This window comes from Thermomicrobiales bacterium (genome assembly GCA_041390825.1).
Classification (GTDB): Bacteria; Chloroflexota; Chloroflexia; order Thermomicrobiales; family UBA6265; genus JAMLHN01.
In genome coordinates this window covers 13,663-29,295 of the sequence record JAWKPF010000035.1, presented here as the reverse complement: position 1 = coordinate 29,295, position 15,633 = coordinate 13,663, and the positions used below count along the sequence as shown (strand labels likewise).

The window sequence follows — 15,633 nt, the reverse complement described above, 5'->3', positions numbered from 1 at the left end:
CGAGATTTCCTCAGAGTGTAAAGCCACAGTCGGGACAGAAACGATCGGACGCATCGAGCGTCATGCCGCAGTTCGGACAAAACCGCACCGTGTTGCGCGCCGAGGGAAGCTCAGTTCTGGTTTCCTGCACCTCGACCACCATCGTCCGTTCCACCACTCTCTCGCTCGATGTGGGAGACAGTCTCGGTGGAGCGTAGATGGTGTCATCGACCGGAGTTGCGGATGACTTGACTGCCGCCCCATTCGTGTTGGCGGAGCCGGCCTGGGGATTCGGGGAGAGCGCACGCGACTCCTCGATGCGGCGCGCGCGAGGATCCGGTCGCGCCACTGGCGGGGGAACCGGCCGAGCATAGCTGACTCGCGTCGACGGATCGGGAATAGCAAGCGACAAGCGGCTGAAACGGGTATAGAGCAGGAGCAGCGAAGCAACCAAGGAAAAGCCAAGTATGAACCAGTCGAAATTCCGCCAGAGCACACGTGTGACGATCGAGTCGTCGAGCGGATCACTCGTGAGTTGTCCGGCATAGGCGAGGTAATACAAGCGCAACGCCATGGCGATCAGCAGCGCGCCGTTGGCCGCGCCGAGCAACGCGCCGAGCAGCGCCCCCCACCGGGTGGGCGTACCCCATCTCAGTACAAGCGAGCCGGCGAACCCCATCAGCAGGACCACCACCAGGAGCAGAACCATGGCTGCGAGAAAACGCCCGGTCGCAACACTCATCGAGAACCAGTCGCTCAATCGCTCGCCGATGCGATCGCTCCACCAAAGCGCAGCTTCCGCTCCGGCCAGAATGGCGGTGCTCAGCACGAATCCACGCGCGACACCCACATTGGCGCCGATATACCCAATCAGCGCGATGATGCCTGCAAAGACCAGGCTCAATACGATCGACTCAGTCACTCCCAGCGTTTCCCTGCTTCAGTTCGCATCGTCAACCGAATTCTACGCGCTGGTGAGGATCGATTCGTTCTCGCTGGCCGATTTCCATCGCAACTTCGCAAAAAATGCAAACAACGCGCCCGCACGTGCGGACGCGTTGCCATGAGCAGTAGTGTGAACGAGATTGTCTAGGATTGCGTGAGCACCACGTTCTTGTCGAAGAGAACGGGCAAGCGCCCGGTCCATGGCCCCTGACGAGTCCCTTGCAAGGCGGGACTCTGAACATACATCTGCACCCAGTATCCAAGCGGCACATAGACCGCGTTGTCCAGGAGGAGCTGCTCGGCCTGGTTGTACTGGTCGTTGCGGGTCGCTTCATCTTGTTCTTCGTCCGCCTGATCGACGAGATCCTGGAAGTTGGCTGCCGCCGCGCCCGGATCCGCGTCGCCAATCGGCTCGAGATCCGGATTCCAGTTGAAGACCCCGGCCATCGCCGCGGCGGTCGGCGCACCGACGACATAGAGCAGATGCGGTGTGTTGTAGATGTTCCACCACCAGACAATGTTGAACTGGCTGCCGCCGTTGTCTGCGGTCTGGTCGTACGACGATCTGCTGCATCGAGAGCGACGTGTCATGCACGATGTCGATGCCGCTGTTTTCCTTGATCATCGCCAGCAGCGCGGCGTCACGTCCCTTGTCCGAATCTGAGTCTTCCGACGCCTGATAGTACGTGATGGTCGGCAGTCCCTCGGCATTGGGATAGCCCGCTTCCTCCAGCAACGCCTTGGCGCCCGCGGCATCGAAACCAATACCGTCTGGGCTAGTGTAGTTCGCAATCGTTTCCAGCACAGGCGGCATCATGGCGCTGCCAGGAGCCCAGGTTCCCTGCCAGATCTCATTGGCCCAGACATCGCGGTCGATCGACATTGCCACAGCACGCCGCACGCGCACATCGTTGAACGGTTCCTGATTGAAGTCCATGCCAATCGCGCGCACAGAACCCTGGGGCGCGATGCGCACAAGCTGCGCGTTCAGGGTTTCGTCGCCGGTCACGGTCTCCAGCAACGAGAGGGGCACGTCGGCCGAGATTGCGTTGCCGCTCTTGTACATATCGAGCGCGGCGCTGGCCGCGTCAGGACCGGTCAGGAAGAGCCATGTCAGTTCAGTGAGCGAGGGAGAGTTTCCATCCCAGTAGTTGGGATTTGGGGTCATCACCACGCTGTTCGCCGGATCGAACTCAGAGAACTGCCACGGCCCGGTTCCCGCGCCGCCCAGGGCGAACTCCTCGTCGCCGAGTTCGGCAACAACAGCCGGATCGACCACCGCCCAGACATACGCCGCCAGCAACGAGGGGAAAAAGCTGTATGCGTCGTTCAGCGAGATCGCGACCGTCAAGTCGTCGATCTTCTGGAAGCCAATCTCGGTCGAGTTGCCGGCAACGTAGTCGTCATATCCCTCGACCAAGGCCATGAAGTCGGCCATCGGGGAAGGGTTGGCCGGATCGAGCGCGCGTAACCAGCTCGAGATGAACGCGTCTGCATTGACCGGGTTGCCCGATGCGAACTTCAGGTCCGGTTTGATCTTGAAGGTGTACGTCTCGCCATCGTCGCTGACCTCGTAGCTCTCGCACAGATCGTTTTCGACGCCGCCGTTCTCGTTGTACCGCAAGAGACCGCCCCAAACGTTGGGGAACATGACCCAAAACGGTCCCCAGTTGACGGTGTGGTGGGGATCCAGCGTCACCGTTTGCCCCCATGGGTCGTAGGGGATCGTGAGCTTGGCGTCTGTGACGATGTTGTCCTGGTATCGCGCGAGAGATCGATTCGGGTTGGTTGGAGCGGCTGAGCTCGATCCGACGCCCATTCGATTTGCCGCTACCGCAGCCGTGGCAATCGCTGACCAGCGCATCAGGTCACGCCGGGTTGGGTTCGGGCAGGTCTTCCGGAAGGTCTCCATCAACCGAGCGATCTCGGGTTGAGTCGTGGTGGGCTCTGTGGTTCGATCGTCGATCGGCACGTGCGTACTCCCTTCGAGGGTAGATTCATGAATGCCGCAGCGTATCTTTCATCCGACATGGCCGAATGCAGCACGCACGACCATGCGACCCCGAATCCTACGCCATTCGGCCAGGAGCGGTCCGCCGTTGTCGATGAAACGAGCGGCGCGCCCGCTTGGTTTCGCGCAAAGCGGCGAGCGCGTCAGTCGACGATATCGTAGGACCGCGAGCCAGCATCGGTCAAAAACGCGGCCAGGAGATCGATACAGGCTTGAATATCGGCGAGGCGCGCCATCTCGTTCACCGTGTGCGCGTAACGGGTCGGGATCGAGAGTGTGAACGCCGCATTTCCACCGCGTGCCTGCGCGGTTGCGCCGGCATCTGTACCCCCACGCGGGAGGAACTCGAACTGATACGGTATGCCGTTCGCCTCTGCCAGATCGCGGAAATGATCGACGAGCTTGTAGTTCGGGATGACGGAGGAATCGAAGTACTTGAGCGCGGCGCCCTTGCCGAGCTGGGTCACATAGTCCGATGGTTTCATGCCCGGGATGTCGAGCGACAATGTGATATCGATTGCAATAGAAATGTCGGGATCTGCGGTGTAGCCCGCCACGCGCGCGCCGCGCAGTCCCACTTCCTCCTGGGCAGTGGCAACCGCATGGATCTCGGCGTTGGCGCCGTCCACCTTCCGCAGCGCTTCGATCATGATGAAAACGCCGACCCGGTCGTCGAGCGACTTCGAAATGACCGAATCGCCGACCACCTCCAGCGTGCGATCCATGGTTACCTGATCGCCCAGATTGATAGCAGCCCTGACCTGGTCAGCCGTCATGCCGAGGTCGATGAAGAGATCCGTGGTCTTGAACTTGTTGCTCTCCGACCCATCCAGCAGATGCGCCGGCTTGGTGGCAATCATGAAAACGCCACGATGCGGATTGCCGGATCGATCCCAGACGATGACCCTCTGCGCGGGCAGCACGGTCATGTCGAACCCGCCGATGGCCTGAACGCGCAAGAATCCCTGTTCGTCGATATGCGAAACGAGGAAACCGATCTCGTCGGTGTGCGCCGCGAGCATCAACCTTGGACCACCTGTGCCCTTGCGGATGCCGGCGACATTTCCAAAGGGATCGACCGTCACCTCATCGCAGATGGGCCGCAACTCGTCACGCACCAATGCGGCAATCTTCCCCTCGCGTCCCGAGACTCCAGGTGTTTCACAGAGCCGCTTGAGCAGGTCGATATTCAGATCGGACACGAAGTTTCCCACCTTCCCTGATGCAAATCCGGCACTCTGTCCGGCCTAGGAGTCGCTCGAACCAATCAAGAGGATGCCGGACGTGTGCTGCAAACCGTCCTGCTGGTAGGAGACCGAAGCAAACGGACCTGGCATGCGGGACACGACAAGATCGAGCAACGCCTGATCGCCGCCAAGAAGTGAATTCACCACCGAGCAACCAGTGTCCAGTAGCCAGTTCCCGGCATTGCTTTCGTCGCCTTCGAACACGGTGGGGGTCGCCACGTCAGATTCACTCGCACCAGCCAGACACCGAACAATCGCGCTTTCCGAGTTTTCGGCGAGGAGTTCGAGCAACGCCGGGGCAAGCTGATCTGCAATCGCTTGCACATCAACGTAGGTGACGCTGTCGTAGGACGCTGGCAGTTCCGCCAGCGCGGCCTGGTAGTCCGCTGACGCGGAGAGCGGAGCCGCTGGCTCGACCGCAACGGTCTCGATGCCATCGCCGAGCCCGATCATGAGCTGATCGTCGACCACGCCATACTGAATGGTTGCGCTCACCCCGTCCAGATCGAGCGCCACGTTATTGACGGTCTGTCCGTCGATCGACGCCGAAGTCACGCTCGCCATACCCGCGCCAGACGATTGGATCAGCGGGCCAAGACTCGTGACCGCCACCGACACGATATCGGGGTTGTCGAGTTCGGACGCAATGACCGCAGAGCTGCCGAACGGATCGTCGGTGTCGATGGAAAACAACGCCGCGCCATAATCGCCAGTCAGCTGGTCGAACATGTCGGTCTTGAAGTTGATGCCAGTCAGCATCGAGAGAAACCCGAACTGCTCCTCGACGTCGAAATCAGAAAGATCGACGTCTCCACCACCCATGGCTCCCACCAACGTGGTCAACAGAATCCTTTGCAGCTGGTCGATGGCCCAACTCTGTCCGAGATCTTGTCCGGCATAGACGGCGAGCGTCGTATCGGGCACGGAATCGGCAAACGCAGGATTCGGTCCTCTCGTGTCGATCAAACCGTCTGCAAGTGACGTTGGCATAGAAACCGATTCGAATCTCAGACCGGCATCGGACGCCGCGATGGTGAACGCTGTCTCGCCGATCGGCGTGTCGATCGACGAAACATCCACCGAAGCGATCGTCAGGCTGCCAGCCGAATCGAGGAACTTCGCCGGATCGAGGTATCCAAACACAAGCCGTTCGACAGGAAGCGCCGCGTTGAGATCCTGGAGCTCTTCCGACTCCGCCAGAGACGGCGCGGTGCCCTGTGTAGTTTCGATGAAGGGGCGAAGCGATTCATAGTCCGCCCCGAAGAAGATGTAGTCGCCCGAGAAGGCAACGACCGTAGGAGCAGCGCTTTCGGAAGCGTCCTCGGTTGGATTCTGCAAGACAACAACTGATCCTGCCTGCATGCGCCGCACTTCGCCGCCGTCATTCGCGACCTGCTCGGCATACCAGTCCTCCACCAGTTCGCGCGCCTCTCCAGCTTCGATCGGGTGGAGCACGATGGCATAGTCAGGAAGGAACGAGCCGATGATGCTTCCGGGGCTCGGCGAGGAACCTTCCGTTGTGTCGCCGACTCCTCCAAAGCCAGTCAGTCCGGCTCCGACGTCGCCCTCCAGAACTGTTTTCAGATCGGATGGGATCATCGCCAGCAGCTTGGTCAGCTGTTCCACGATCGACGAGATGGTGTCGCCTGCGCCGGGGAACACGAGCCGTGCGGCAAGCGCGTTGAGCTCGAGATATTGGTCGCTCGTGGGGTCGAATGCGGTAGCCACATAAGCCGCCGTCTCGACCGGCATCGACTCGGCAAGCGGCATGGCGCCAGGCGCCTCTCCGGCGACGGGCGTAGCCTCCTGGGCACGAACCTGGCTGGAGCCGACGGTGGCCATCATTGGGGCAACGAGCAGCACTGCAGCGAGCAGGAAGAACACGCGAAAACGTGGTCGAATCATTGAATCTCCCTGGAAGGTGGTCTGGTCAGTGTCCTGAGGTAGGCGAACAGCGAGCTCAGTCTTGCATCTTCTCGTCGACACCGGTGGCGATGCTGAAAATGATCATGAACATGGCCGCGAGCAAACCGATGATCACGAGGATCGCCCCGATCATGATGACAAACGTGAGAATGCCCTTGAGGATATCCATCGTTCCCTATCCATCGCTACGACGGTACTTCTGCCGCAAGTATAGGGCGGCCGGCGCTCACGACGGCGGCAAGAGAAAACGGCCCAGGCGTGATTCTGCCTGGGCCGTCTCGACGTGCTCGTTGATTACGCCAGAACCGGCGCTTCGCTGAGGCTCGCTTTGAAGGTGAGATGACCGCCATCGTTATCGACGGTCACGGTCTCTCCGTCGCGGACCTCGCCTTTGATGACCTTGATCGAGAGCGGGTCGAGGACCTCTTTTTGGATCACCCGTTTCAGGGGACGTGCCCCATACACCGGGTCATAGCCCTTGTTCGCCAGCAGCTCACGCGCGCTGTCGGTCATCTTGAGCTCGATCTGCCGTTCGGCGAGCCGATTGGCCACGCTTCGGAGCTGAATCTCGACCACCTCGGCCAACTGCTTGCGGCTCAGCGGCTTGAAGATCACGATCTCATCGATGCGGTTCAGCAGCTCGGGGCGGAATGACGCTTGCAGCACTTCCATGATCTTGGCGCGCATCTCGTCTTCGTTGCCGACGAGCGAGGTGATGTACTGCGAACCCAGGTTCGACGTCATGATGATGATCGTGTTCTTGAAATCGACAGTCCGCCCTTGACCATCCGTCAGGCGGCCATCATCCAGAAGCTGCAGGAGCACATTGAAGACATCCGGGTGCGCTTTCTCGATCTCGTCGAGCAGGATCACGCTGAACGGTCGACGACGCACCGCCTCGGTGAGCTGACCACCCTCGTCGTAACCCACGTAGCCCGGAGGGGCGCCGATCAGCCGGCTGACGGAGTGTTTCTCCATGTACTCCGACATGTCGATCCGGGTGAGCGCCTGCTCATCGTCGAAAAGCACCTCGGCCAGGGCGCGCGCCAGCTCGGTCTTGCCGACGCCCGTGGGTCCCAGAAAGAGAAAGCTGCCGATCGGCTTGTTTGGATCGGAAAGCCCCGCCCGGGATCGCCGGATGGCTGACGCCACCGCATCGACCGCTTCATCTTGCCCGACTACCCGTTCGTGCAGACGATCCTCCAAATGGAGCAACTTCTCGATTTCGCCTTCCATCAGGCGGTTCGCGGGGATGCCAGTCCAGCGGCTGACGACATCGGCGATGTCCTCTGCGTCCACTTCTTCCTTGAGCAGCTTACCGCTCGACTGAAGTCGCTCGAGATCGGCCTCGGCTTTCCGAATCTGCTCCTGGATCTCGACCATCTTGCCGTATTGCAGTTGCGCGGCCCGATTGAGATCGTATTCACGCTGCGCTTGCTCGATCTCGACCCGTGTCTGGTCGAGCTGGTTTCGCAGGTCAGAAATGCTGGCAAGTGCCTCGCGCTCCTGATCCCACTTCGACCGCAACGCATCGCGCTCTTCTTGCAGACTGGCGAGCTCGCCCTCCAGCGCCGTCAGGCGCTGTTTGGTCGCATCGTCCTTCTCCTTCTTCAGCGCTTCGCGCTCGATCTCGAGTTGCATGATCCGGCGTTCGATCTCATCCAGCTCTACCGGCATGGACGTGATCTCCATCCGCAAGCGAGAGGCAGCTTCGTCGACAAGATCGATCGCCTTGTCGGGCAGGAACCGGTCGGAGATGAAGCGGTTCGACAACACCGCAGCCGACACCAGCGCCGAGTCGAGAATCTTCACCTGGTGATGGACCTCATAGCGTTCCCGCAGACCGCGCAGAATCGAAATGGTGTCCTCCACCGACGGCTCGCCGACATAGACCGGCTGGAAGCGCCGTTCCAGCGCAGCGTCTTTCTCGATGTACTTGCGGTACTCGTCGAGCGTGGTCGCGCCGATGGCGCTCAGCTCGCCGCGCGCCAGCATCGGTTTGAGGAGATTGGCGGCATCCATCGAGCCTTCCGATGCGCCTGCACCGATGACCGTGTGCAGCTCGTCGATGAAGAGGATGATCTGCCCTTCTGCCTGGCTGACCTCCTTGAGGACTGCCTTCAGGCGCTCCTCGAACTCGCCGCGATACTTCGCCCCGGCGACCAACGCGCCCATGTCGAGCGCAATGACCCGCTTATCCTTGAGTCCCTCCGGAACATCGCCACGCACAATGCGCTGCGCCAGACCTTCGACGATGGCCGTCTTGCCAACGCCCGGTTCGCCAATCAACACCGGATTGTTCTTGGTGCGGCGGGAGAGCACCTGAATCACACGGCGAATCTCTTCGTCGCGGCCAATGACCGGGTCGAGCTTGCCTTGCTCGGCCAGCTTGGTCAGGTCCTGACCGTACTTCTCGAGTGACTGATACTTGCCTTCCGGGTTGGCATCGGTCACCCGTTGTCCGCCGCGGACCTCTTTGAGTGCTTCTCGAACTTTGTCCTCGGTGACGCCGTTTCGCTCGAGCAGACGGGCAACATCGGAACTCTTGTTGTCGAGCATGGCGAGCAGGAAATGCTCGGTGCTCGTGTATTCATCACCAAACTGGCCAGCGATTCGATTGGCATCCTCGAGCAGCTTCGCCGTTGCGTTGGAGAGCCGGGCCTCGGCGCTGTGCTGCAATTTTGGAAGCGCATCGACCGCCTGGTCGACCGCCATCGCCAGCGCGCGGGGATCGAGCCCCATTTTCAGAATGACCTGCGGTACGACGCCGTCCGATTGGTTCAGCAACGCCTGGAGCACGGTCACAGGCTCCAGCTGCGCGATCCGAAGCTCGCGGGTCCGCTGTTGCGCGGAGCCCAGCGCTTGCTGTGCTTTCTCGGTGAATCCCTGATTGATACTCATATCGTTGTTCTTCCCACTTCCTTGTCAAGAGAACGCCGCCTCTCGGCGACGTTCTCGATCATGTCTTCTGGATTAGTCGCCCTGGTAACCAAGTCGGCCAAGAAGGTCGGTGAGCAGGTCACTGACCTCACCCAACTGACCGCCAACATCTCGTTCGGAGAGCCGATCGACCCGATCGCGCACTGCCCGCAGGTCTCGCGTCACCTCGAGCGCCAACTGCACACCGGCCAGATTCAGCCCCCGATCCTCGACGAGATGCTTGACCTGTCGCAACCGTTCGATGTCCTGGTCGGAATACAGCCGCAGGTTCGTCACCGTGCGCGATGGTGCCACCAGCCCCTCGCGCTCATACTTGCGCAACGTTTGCGGATGCATCTCTACGAGACGCGCCGCCACGCTGATCACAAAGACAGGTTCATTGACGCGGGCTGGCATCGCTCCTCCATTCCTATTTACCAGAAGGAATGATAAAGGTTGATACAGTTCATGTCAATGTTGCGTCGATTTGGAAGGGACTGCTGACATGAAAATCTATGCTCACCGGGGAGTTTCCGCACGGCATCCGGAGAACACGATCGAAGCGTTTCAGGCGGCGATCGACGCCGGTGTCTACGGGGTCGAGCTCGATATTCACCGTTCCGCAGATGGTGCGCCAGTGGTTATTCACGACGATCGACTGGAGCGCACCACAAATGGCACTGGTTCGGTCACGGAGCGGTCTGTGGCCGAACTGCGCGAGCTCGATGCCGGGAACGGACAGTACGTGCCAACGTTCGAAGAAGTGGTCGATTTGGCCGATGGGCGATTGCACTTCGACATCGAGATCAAGGGAAAGAACTGCGAGCAGGGCGTGCTGGACGTGCTGGCCGCCTCTCCGAACACCCGGGCGGCAATCTCTTCGTTCGATTGGGAGGTGCTGGCGAACGTGCGCGCTCTGGCGCCCAAGTTTGAGCTTTGGGTCCTGACGCCCACGGTGTCAGCAGACGCCATCGCCGTGGCCCAGGAGCTAGGGGCCACCGTCCTGGCGGTTCACCACTCTGCGGTGTCGAAATCGGCCATGGAGCTTGCATCGGACGCGGGTCTCGACGTCATGGCGTGGACGGTCAATAGCCAGCAAGAGGCCGACCGGCTTCGTGAGCTTGGCGTCGTGGCAATCTGCACCGACGATCCGCTCGAGGTCCACTAGTCCGTCGCCCGAACCAGAGTCGTGCCGGTTCTACAGCGATCGTCACGGGGCCACCTGGCAGTCTCATCCGGATACGGAACTTGCCAGTTCCGATACTATGCGGTATCGTAATCCGCATGGAACTGAATGCGACCTCAGCAATCGACAGTTCGACACCGATAGACGGCTCCAATTCGGCCGTATCGGCGCGACCTGGGCGCAAACGCGATCGGAGCCGCGATGCGGCGATTCTGGATGCAGCGCTCGATGTACTGAGCGAAGTGGGCTATGGCAACCTGACCATGAATATGGTGGCCGCGCGGGCGCATGCGGGCAAAGGGACTTTGTACCGCCGGTGGCGTTCGAAGGACGAGCTCATCATCGATGCCGTCGGCAGGATGAAGGTCATGCGGGTCGATCTCGCGCACCCTCCTCAGACAGGTTCTCTGCGCGGCGACTTGCTCGCGTTGTACCGACCGCAGTCGATGGAAGAAACCGAGCGAACGCTTTCGATCATGGCCGGGCTTGCTGGTTTACTCGCCAGCGACGCATCGGTGGCAAGCGAAGTCCATGCCGCAGTTGTCGGTCCCTGGGCGAACGCCCATCGCATCATCATGCAACGCGGTATCGAGCGTGGAGAGATTCGTCCGGACGCGGACATCGAAACGCTTTCGCTCGTCACTCCGTCGTTGGCTGCATATCGGTCGCTTGTGCAACGCCTCCCGTTCGACTTCGAGTTCCTTACGTCTATCGTCGATAGCGTGCTCTTGCCGGCGCTCGATGTGCGGCAGACACCTTCTGATGACGGCCACGCGCGCAAGGAGGGGTAGGGGGCCGTCGAGCTTTTTCGCTCACTTCATCGAGTTCACCTTCGAGTCCAAATCGCTTGATCCACGTTGGCCGATCAGAACCAGGGTTCTGATTGGTTGCGCCCAAAAAGGAGACATCCATGGGAATCGAAACTACCGTTCATCTCAACTTCCGTGGAAACGCACGCGAAGCGCTCGACTTTTATGCCACCGCATTCGATGGTCAGGCAGTTGCCGTGACGTACGAACAGGCATCGAGCACGCAAAACACGGCCGAAGCCGATCTCGTTCTGTGGGGCGAGGTACGCGCCTCGAACGGCGTGCACGTTATGGCGTACGACGTTCCGGGAGCACTCTCTTACGACCAGGGTGAGCGGTCGTTCTTCGTTTCGCTGCGTGGCGCGAGCATGGAGGAGATTACGGCAGCCTGGAACGGCCTGCTCCCGGGCGCGACGGTGGTTCAGCACCTTGCACCCTCCGGGTGGGCGCCCCTCTACGGCATGCTGACCGACCGGTTTGGCGTAACGTGGGTGCTCGATGTGGCAGCGGGCAACCATCAGCAGTAGGCACAACGAGCTGATCGGTCAGTTCGTCGAAACAGAAAACGGGCAGATGGAAAACGCCATCTGCCCGCTTTTCGTTGTTCAGAATTGCTTCTACAGACCTGCAGCCTTGGTCAGCGCGCGCTTGGTCAGGACGCGCACCAGATGGGCGCGATACTCGGCCGAGGCGTAGACATCGCTGTTCAGCTCGCCGAGATCGTCGGCGGCAAGCGCTGCGGCAGCGGCGATGCTGTCGGCATCCAGTTTCTTGCCGACCAGAGCGGCTTCAGCCGAAGTAGCGCGCTTGGCGTGTTCGGGAGCGCCGGTCACCGCGATCCGCGCGGACTCGACCTTTCCGTCCTTTTCCTTGACCGCTACAGCCACGCCAACAACGGCGTAACCCGAGGCCGGGTGCGCGTGCTTCACGTAAGCCTGCCTGGCGCCCGCGAAGTCACTCGGGATGTTGACGCTGGTCAAGATCTCGTCCTCGGTCAGCGAGGTGGTCAACAGCCCGACGAAAAGGTCGTCGAGCGCGATGTCTCGCTCACCACCGGTTCCCTTGACCGTGACGGATGCATTCAGGGCGAGCATCACGGCAGTAAGGTCGGCCGCAGGGTCGTTGTGCGCCATCGAGCCGCCAACTGTGCCCCGATTTCGCACCGACGGGTCGCCGACCTGCTTGGTGGCATCCACGACAACCGGGAAATCGCCGAACTTGTCGGAATCGACCACGCTCGCATACGTGGTGGTCGCGCCGATCTTGACGCCCTTCCCATCTTTGATACCAGAGAGACCCTTGATCCGGCCGATATCGACGATCGTGCCGGGCGCCGCCAGGCGGAGCTTCATCGCCGGAATCAACGAATGACCGCCAGCCAACACCTTGGCGTCCGGGTTCGACGCCAAAATGCTGATCGCTTCATCGACGCTCGTCGGACGAACGTACTCGAATTGCTGTGGGTACACCTTTGCGCTCACCTTTCCTACTTCAGAGACCGCGGGTCCTGCCGCCGCGTTCAGTGCGTTCCTAACGAGCCGCGTTGATCGACTCCCAGATCCGTTCCGGGGTCATCGGCATCTGAATGTTGTCGACACCAAGATGGCGCACCGCGTCGACCACGGCGTTTCCAACTGCCGGTGTCGATGCGATGGTACCGGCCTCGCCGGCGCCCTTGGAGCCCATTGGGTTAACCGGACTGGGCGTCACGGTGCTGTCGAGGTCGTACCAGGGAACCTGGCTCGCCTTGGGGACCGCGTAATCGGAGAGCGAGCCGGTCAGCAACTGTCCGTCCTCGTTGTAGTACGCGCCCTCGTACAACGCCTGCGCCAGACCCTGGGCGATACCGCCATGAATCTGACCGCCGACGATCAGCGGATTGATGACATTTCCGACATCGTCCACCGCCAGGTATCGAAGGACGTCCAGTTCGCCGGACTCGGTATCGACCTCGACCACGCACACATGCGTGCCGAATGGGAATGTGCAGTTGGGCGGATCGTAATAGGTCGTTTCATCGAGGAACGGTTCCATCCCCTCGGGAAGGTCATACCCAAGGTGCGCCGCGGCGGCGACTTCCTGGATCGATTTCGCCGCTTCCGGAGAACCCTTGACGAAGACCTTTCCGTTCTCGAACTCGACATCGGCTTCGGATGCTTCCAGCATGTGAGCGCCGAGCTTCTTGACCTTGTTGATCACCTTGTCGGTCGACTTGTAGATCGCCGTTCCGCCGACCGTGAGCGACCGGCTGCCGTACGTCCCGAAGCCGAACGGCGTGCCGAGCGAGTCGGAGTGCTTGATCTGGACATCGTCATAGGGGATCCCCAGCTTGTCGGAAACGAGCTGAGCAAACGTTGTCTCGTGGCCTTGCCCATGCGGCAGTGAGCCGGTGGTGACCACCGTCTTCCCCGTCAGCTGAACGCGGATGTTGGCGCTCTCCCACAAGCCAGCGCCCCAACCTTCACCGCCCAGACCAATCCATTTCGAGGGAGCGACTCCGCAGACCTCGACGTAGGACGAGAGGCCGATGCCAAGCACCTTCTTCTCGCCTGCCTCGATGCGCCGTTTCTGCTCCGCGCGCAGGTCCTTGTACCCTACGAGTTCGAGCGCTTTGTCGAGTGCGCGCTCATAGTTGCCCGAGTCGTACGGCAACATGCCGACGCCGGTGTCATAGGGGAAGTCTTCCGGCTGGATGAAGTTCTTGCGTCGCACTTCGGCCGGATCGACTCCGGTTGCGGCGGCAACAGCATCACAGACACGTTCGATCAGGTAAGCCGCTTCCGGGCGGCCGGCGCCTCGGTAGGCGTCCACCAGCGCGGTGTTGGTGTACGCGGCAACGACATCGACCCGAATGTTCGGAATCTTGTAGCACCCCGCGATCATCCGTCCGTAGAGGGTGGTCGGGATTCCCGCGGCGATCGTGGAGAAGTAGGCGCCGATATTCGCCCACGTCTTCACCTTCAGCGCCTTGATCGAGCCATCCTTGCTTGCGCCAACCTCCACATCGGAAATGTGGTCGCGGCCATGGGTGGTCGAGACATAGTTCTCCATCCGGTCTTCGAAGAACTTGACCGGCCGTCCGCCCAGTTTCTTCGAGATCGCCATGGTGAGCGGCATGTCGTAGTAGCAAAAGATCTTCGCGCCAAATCCGCCGCCAATGTCGGGCGAGATCGTGCGGATTTTCTGCTCGGGGATGCCCAGCACAAAGGCCGCGATGAGCAACCGCATGACATGCGGCGCCTGGGACGTAATCCAGAGGGTATAGTCGCCCGTCCCCGGATCGTACCGGGCGATGGAACCACGCGGCTCCATCGGGTTCGGGATCAGACGCTGATTGACGATGTGCAAGCTGGCTGTGACATCCGAATCCGCCAGCGCCGCATCGACGACATCAGCGTCCTTGCCGCAGGACCACTCCAGCACGATGTTGTTGGGGGCTTCCTCATGCAGCTGTGGCGCGCCCGCTTCCGTCGCTTTCTTGGCATCGACGACCACGGGCAGCTCTTCGTACTCGACCACGACCGCTTGCGCGGCGTCGCGCACAGATATTGGCTCTCCGCGACGGCCACAGCCACCGGATCGCCGCGAGATGGACTTCGTTGACCGCCAGGACGCGGGGAATTACCGCATGATTTGTCACTCCACCCGCTTGCCAGGCTGCCGGAAGCGGATTGAGATCCATGAAATCTTCGCCAGTGAACGCCGCCACAACGCCGGGCATCGCCAATGCCGGGGGCGAGATCGATGCTCCTGATCTTCGCGTGCGCGAGGTGAACGCACCAGGCCGATATGCAACAAACCCGGCATGCGCAGATCATTCGATGAACTGCCGCTGCCCGGTGATAGGAACGTGGATCCTCGCGCCGCTTGATCGCCTTTCCCGACCATCCGCTCGGGCGCGTCGATGGAAACAGCCATCGCTGAACCTCCTTGTCACGTGACCATGCACGGTCTGCCACCTACGCCGGCGGCTCCGCGCACCCGTTCGGTCGATGCGGGCAACCTAGCCCTTCTTGGCAGCGTACTGGATGGCTTTGACGATGTTCTGGTACGGTGCAGCGGCAGAGGTTTCCCTCGAGCGCGTGCCGAATCTCTTCTTCGGTCGGATCGGATCGGTCTCCAGAAAGGCGGAGGCGGCCATGATCATGCCCGGTGTGCAGTAGCCGCACTGCAGAGCCATGCCTCCTCCCGAAGCCTTCCTGCACCGGATGCAGGTTGTCCTCAGTGCCGAGACCTTCGATCGTGGTAATCGATGCGCCGTCGGCCTGGACGGTGAGGACCGTGCAGCTCTTGACCGCCTTGCCATCGACGGAGTATGGTGCACGCACCGCAGGAACTGGTGTCACGCACACTACGACGTGGGTTGCGCCGGTCAGCGCCAGGTTCTCGCAGAAGGAAATGCACGAGCAGCTGCCGCGGCTCGACCTCGGCGTGGTGTTCGACGCCGTTGACGGTGATATCAACCGGAACGACGCTTTGCGCTACCGCCGTTGACATTGGTGAACTGCTCCTTTCGAAATCACCGAGACTCCGTCATCGTCGGTGTTCCCTGTACGGTCATCGCCGGTGCCACTGCTCGACTCGACCGATCGTCGTCGCGCGTGCCGCGGA

The 15,633-nt window shown here is 61.0% G+C and carries 14 protein-coding genes; 4 read left to right on the top strand and 10 right to left on the bottom strand.

The window, feature by feature from the left end; genetic code table 11:
• Window positions 1–10: 10 nt before the first annotated feature.
• The 7 genes from R2855_16510 to R2855_16480 form a co-directional block, all read right to left on the bottom strand.
• Window positions 11–901: a zinc ribbon domain-containing protein gene (locus tag R2855_16510; GenBank protein MEZ4532597.1), complete on the bottom strand. Its 891-nt coding sequence runs from the start codon at window positions 899–901 to the stop codon at window positions 11–13.
• Window positions 902–1,255: 354 nt separating this feature from the next.
• A complete protein-coding gene (locus R2855_16505; protein MEZ4532596.1) occupies window positions 1,256–2,896 on the bottom strand; it encodes an ABC transporter substrate-binding protein in 1,641 nt (546 codons plus the stop codon).
• 182 nt (window positions 2,897–3,078) lie between these two features.
• Window positions 3,079–4,137 (bottom strand): M20/M25/M40 family metallo-hydrolase, encoded by a 1,059-nt coding sequence (locus R2855_16500; protein ID MEZ4532595.1) that lies wholly within the window; start codon window positions 4,135–4,137, stop codon window positions 3,079–3,081.
• 45 nt (window positions 4,138–4,182) lie between these two features.
• Window positions 4,183–6,087 (bottom strand): DUF3352 domain-containing protein, encoded by a 1,905-nt coding sequence (locus R2855_16495; protein MEZ4532594.1) that lies wholly within the window; start codon window positions 6,085–6,087, stop codon window positions 4,183–4,185.
• A 55-nt stretch (window positions 6,088–6,142) separates the two neighbouring features.
• Window positions 6,143–6,277 carry a hypothetical protein gene (locus tag R2855_16490; GenBank protein ID MEZ4532593.1) on the bottom strand — a complete coding sequence of 45 codons (135 nt, stop codon included), beginning with the start codon at window positions 6,275–6,277 and terminating at the stop codon, window positions 6,143–6,145.
• Between the two features lie 125 nt (window positions 6,278–6,402).
• Complete coding sequence (clpB, locus tag R2855_16485; GenBank protein MEZ4532592.1) at window positions 6,403–9,009, bottom strand: ATP-dependent chaperone ClpB; 2,607 nt, start codon at window positions 9,007–9,009, stop codon at window positions 6,403–6,405.
• Window positions 9,010–9,081: 72 nt separating this feature from the next.
• Window positions 9,082–9,444, bottom strand: coding sequence for a MerR family transcriptional regulator (locus tag R2855_16480; GenBank protein ID MEZ4532591.1), 363 nt, complete (start codon window positions 9,442–9,444; stop codon window positions 9,082–9,084).
• Window positions 9,445–9,532: 88 nt separating this feature from the next.
• Between R2855_16480 and R2855_16475 the strand changes: the two genes are divergently transcribed.
• The 3 genes from R2855_16475 (at window position 9,533) to R2855_16465 (ending at window position 11,549) form a co-directional block, all read left to right on the top strand.
• Window positions 9,533–10,195 carry a glycerophosphodiester phosphodiesterase family protein gene (locus R2855_16475; GenBank protein MEZ4532590.1) on the top strand — a complete coding sequence of 221 codons (663 nt, stop codon included), beginning with the start codon at window positions 9,533–9,535 and terminating at the stop codon, window positions 10,193–10,195.
• 116 nt (window positions 10,196–10,311) lie between these two features.
• Window positions 10,312–11,004 carry a TetR/AcrR family transcriptional regulator gene (locus R2855_16470; protein ID MEZ4532589.1) on the top strand — a complete coding sequence of 231 codons (693 nt, stop codon included), beginning with the start codon at window positions 10,312–10,314 and terminating at the stop codon, window positions 11,002–11,004.
• A gap of 119 nt (window positions 11,005–11,123) precedes the next feature.
• Window positions 11,124–11,549 carry a VOC family protein gene (locus R2855_16465; protein MEZ4532588.1) on the top strand — a complete coding sequence of 142 codons (426 nt, stop codon included), beginning with the start codon at window positions 11,124–11,126 and terminating at the stop codon, window positions 11,547–11,549.
• 90 nt (window positions 11,550–11,639) lie between these two features.
• On the opposite strand, the gene R2855_16460 is transcribed toward R2855_16465, so the two are convergent.
• From R2855_16460 to R2855_16450, 3 genes are all read right to left on the bottom strand, one after another.
• Complete coding sequence (locus tag R2855_16460; protein MEZ4532587.1) at window positions 11,640–12,491, bottom strand: xanthine dehydrogenase family protein subunit M; 852 nt, start codon at window positions 12,489–12,491, stop codon at window positions 11,640–11,642.
• A gap of 61 nt (window positions 12,492–12,552) precedes the next feature.
• Entirely contained in the window at window positions 12,553–14,565 is a 2,013-nt protein-coding gene (locus R2855_16455) for a molybdopterin cofactor-binding domain-containing protein (protein MEZ4532586.1), read from the bottom strand.
• A 460-nt stretch (window positions 14,566–15,025) separates the two neighbouring features.
• Entirely contained in the window at window positions 15,026–15,202 is a 177-nt protein-coding gene (locus R2855_16450; GenBank protein MEZ4532585.1) for a 2Fe-2S iron-sulfur cluster-binding protein, read from the bottom strand.
• A gap of 62 nt (window positions 15,203–15,264) precedes the next feature.
• Between R2855_16450 and R2855_16445 the strand changes: the two genes are divergently transcribed.
• Window positions 15,265–15,516 carry a hypothetical protein gene (locus R2855_16445; protein ID MEZ4532584.1) on the top strand — a complete coding sequence of 84 codons (252 nt, stop codon included), beginning with the start codon at window positions 15,265–15,267 and terminating at the stop codon, window positions 15,514–15,516.
• The last annotated feature ends 117 nt before the right edge of the window (window positions 15,517–15,633 follow it).

Bases quoted from the DNA above. Each gene is read 5' to 3' on its own strand.
- clpB (MEZ4532592.1), bottom strand. From the start codon at position 9,009: ATGAGTATCAATCAGGGATTCACCGAGAAAGCACAGCAAGCGCTGGGC.
- R2855_16495 (MEZ4532594.1), bottom strand. From the start codon at position 6,087: ATGATTCGACCACGTTTTCGCGTGTTCTTCCTGCTCGCTGCAGTGCTG.
- R2855_16490 (MEZ4532593.1), bottom strand. From the start codon at position 6,277: ATGGATATCCTCAAGGGCATTCTCACGTTTGTCATCATGATCGGGGCG.
- R2855_16465 (MEZ4532588.1), top strand. From the start codon at position 11,124: ATGGGAATCGAAACTACCGTTCATCTCAACTTCCGTGGAAACGCACGC.
- R2855_16450 (MEZ4532585.1), bottom strand. From the start codon at position 15,202: ATGGCTCTGCAGTGCGGCTACTGCACACCGGGCATGATCATGGCCGCC.
- R2855_16480 (MEZ4532591.1), bottom strand. From the start codon at position 9,444: ATGCCAGCCCGCGTCAATGAACCTGTCTTTGTGATCAGCGTGGCGGCG.
- R2855_16470 (MEZ4532589.1), top strand. From the start codon at position 10,312: ATGGAACTGAATGCGACCTCAGCAATCGACAGTTCGACACCGATAGAC.
- R2855_16475 (MEZ4532590.1), top strand. From the start codon at position 9,533: ATGAAAATCTATGCTCACCGGGGAGTTTCCGCACGGCATCCGGAGAAC.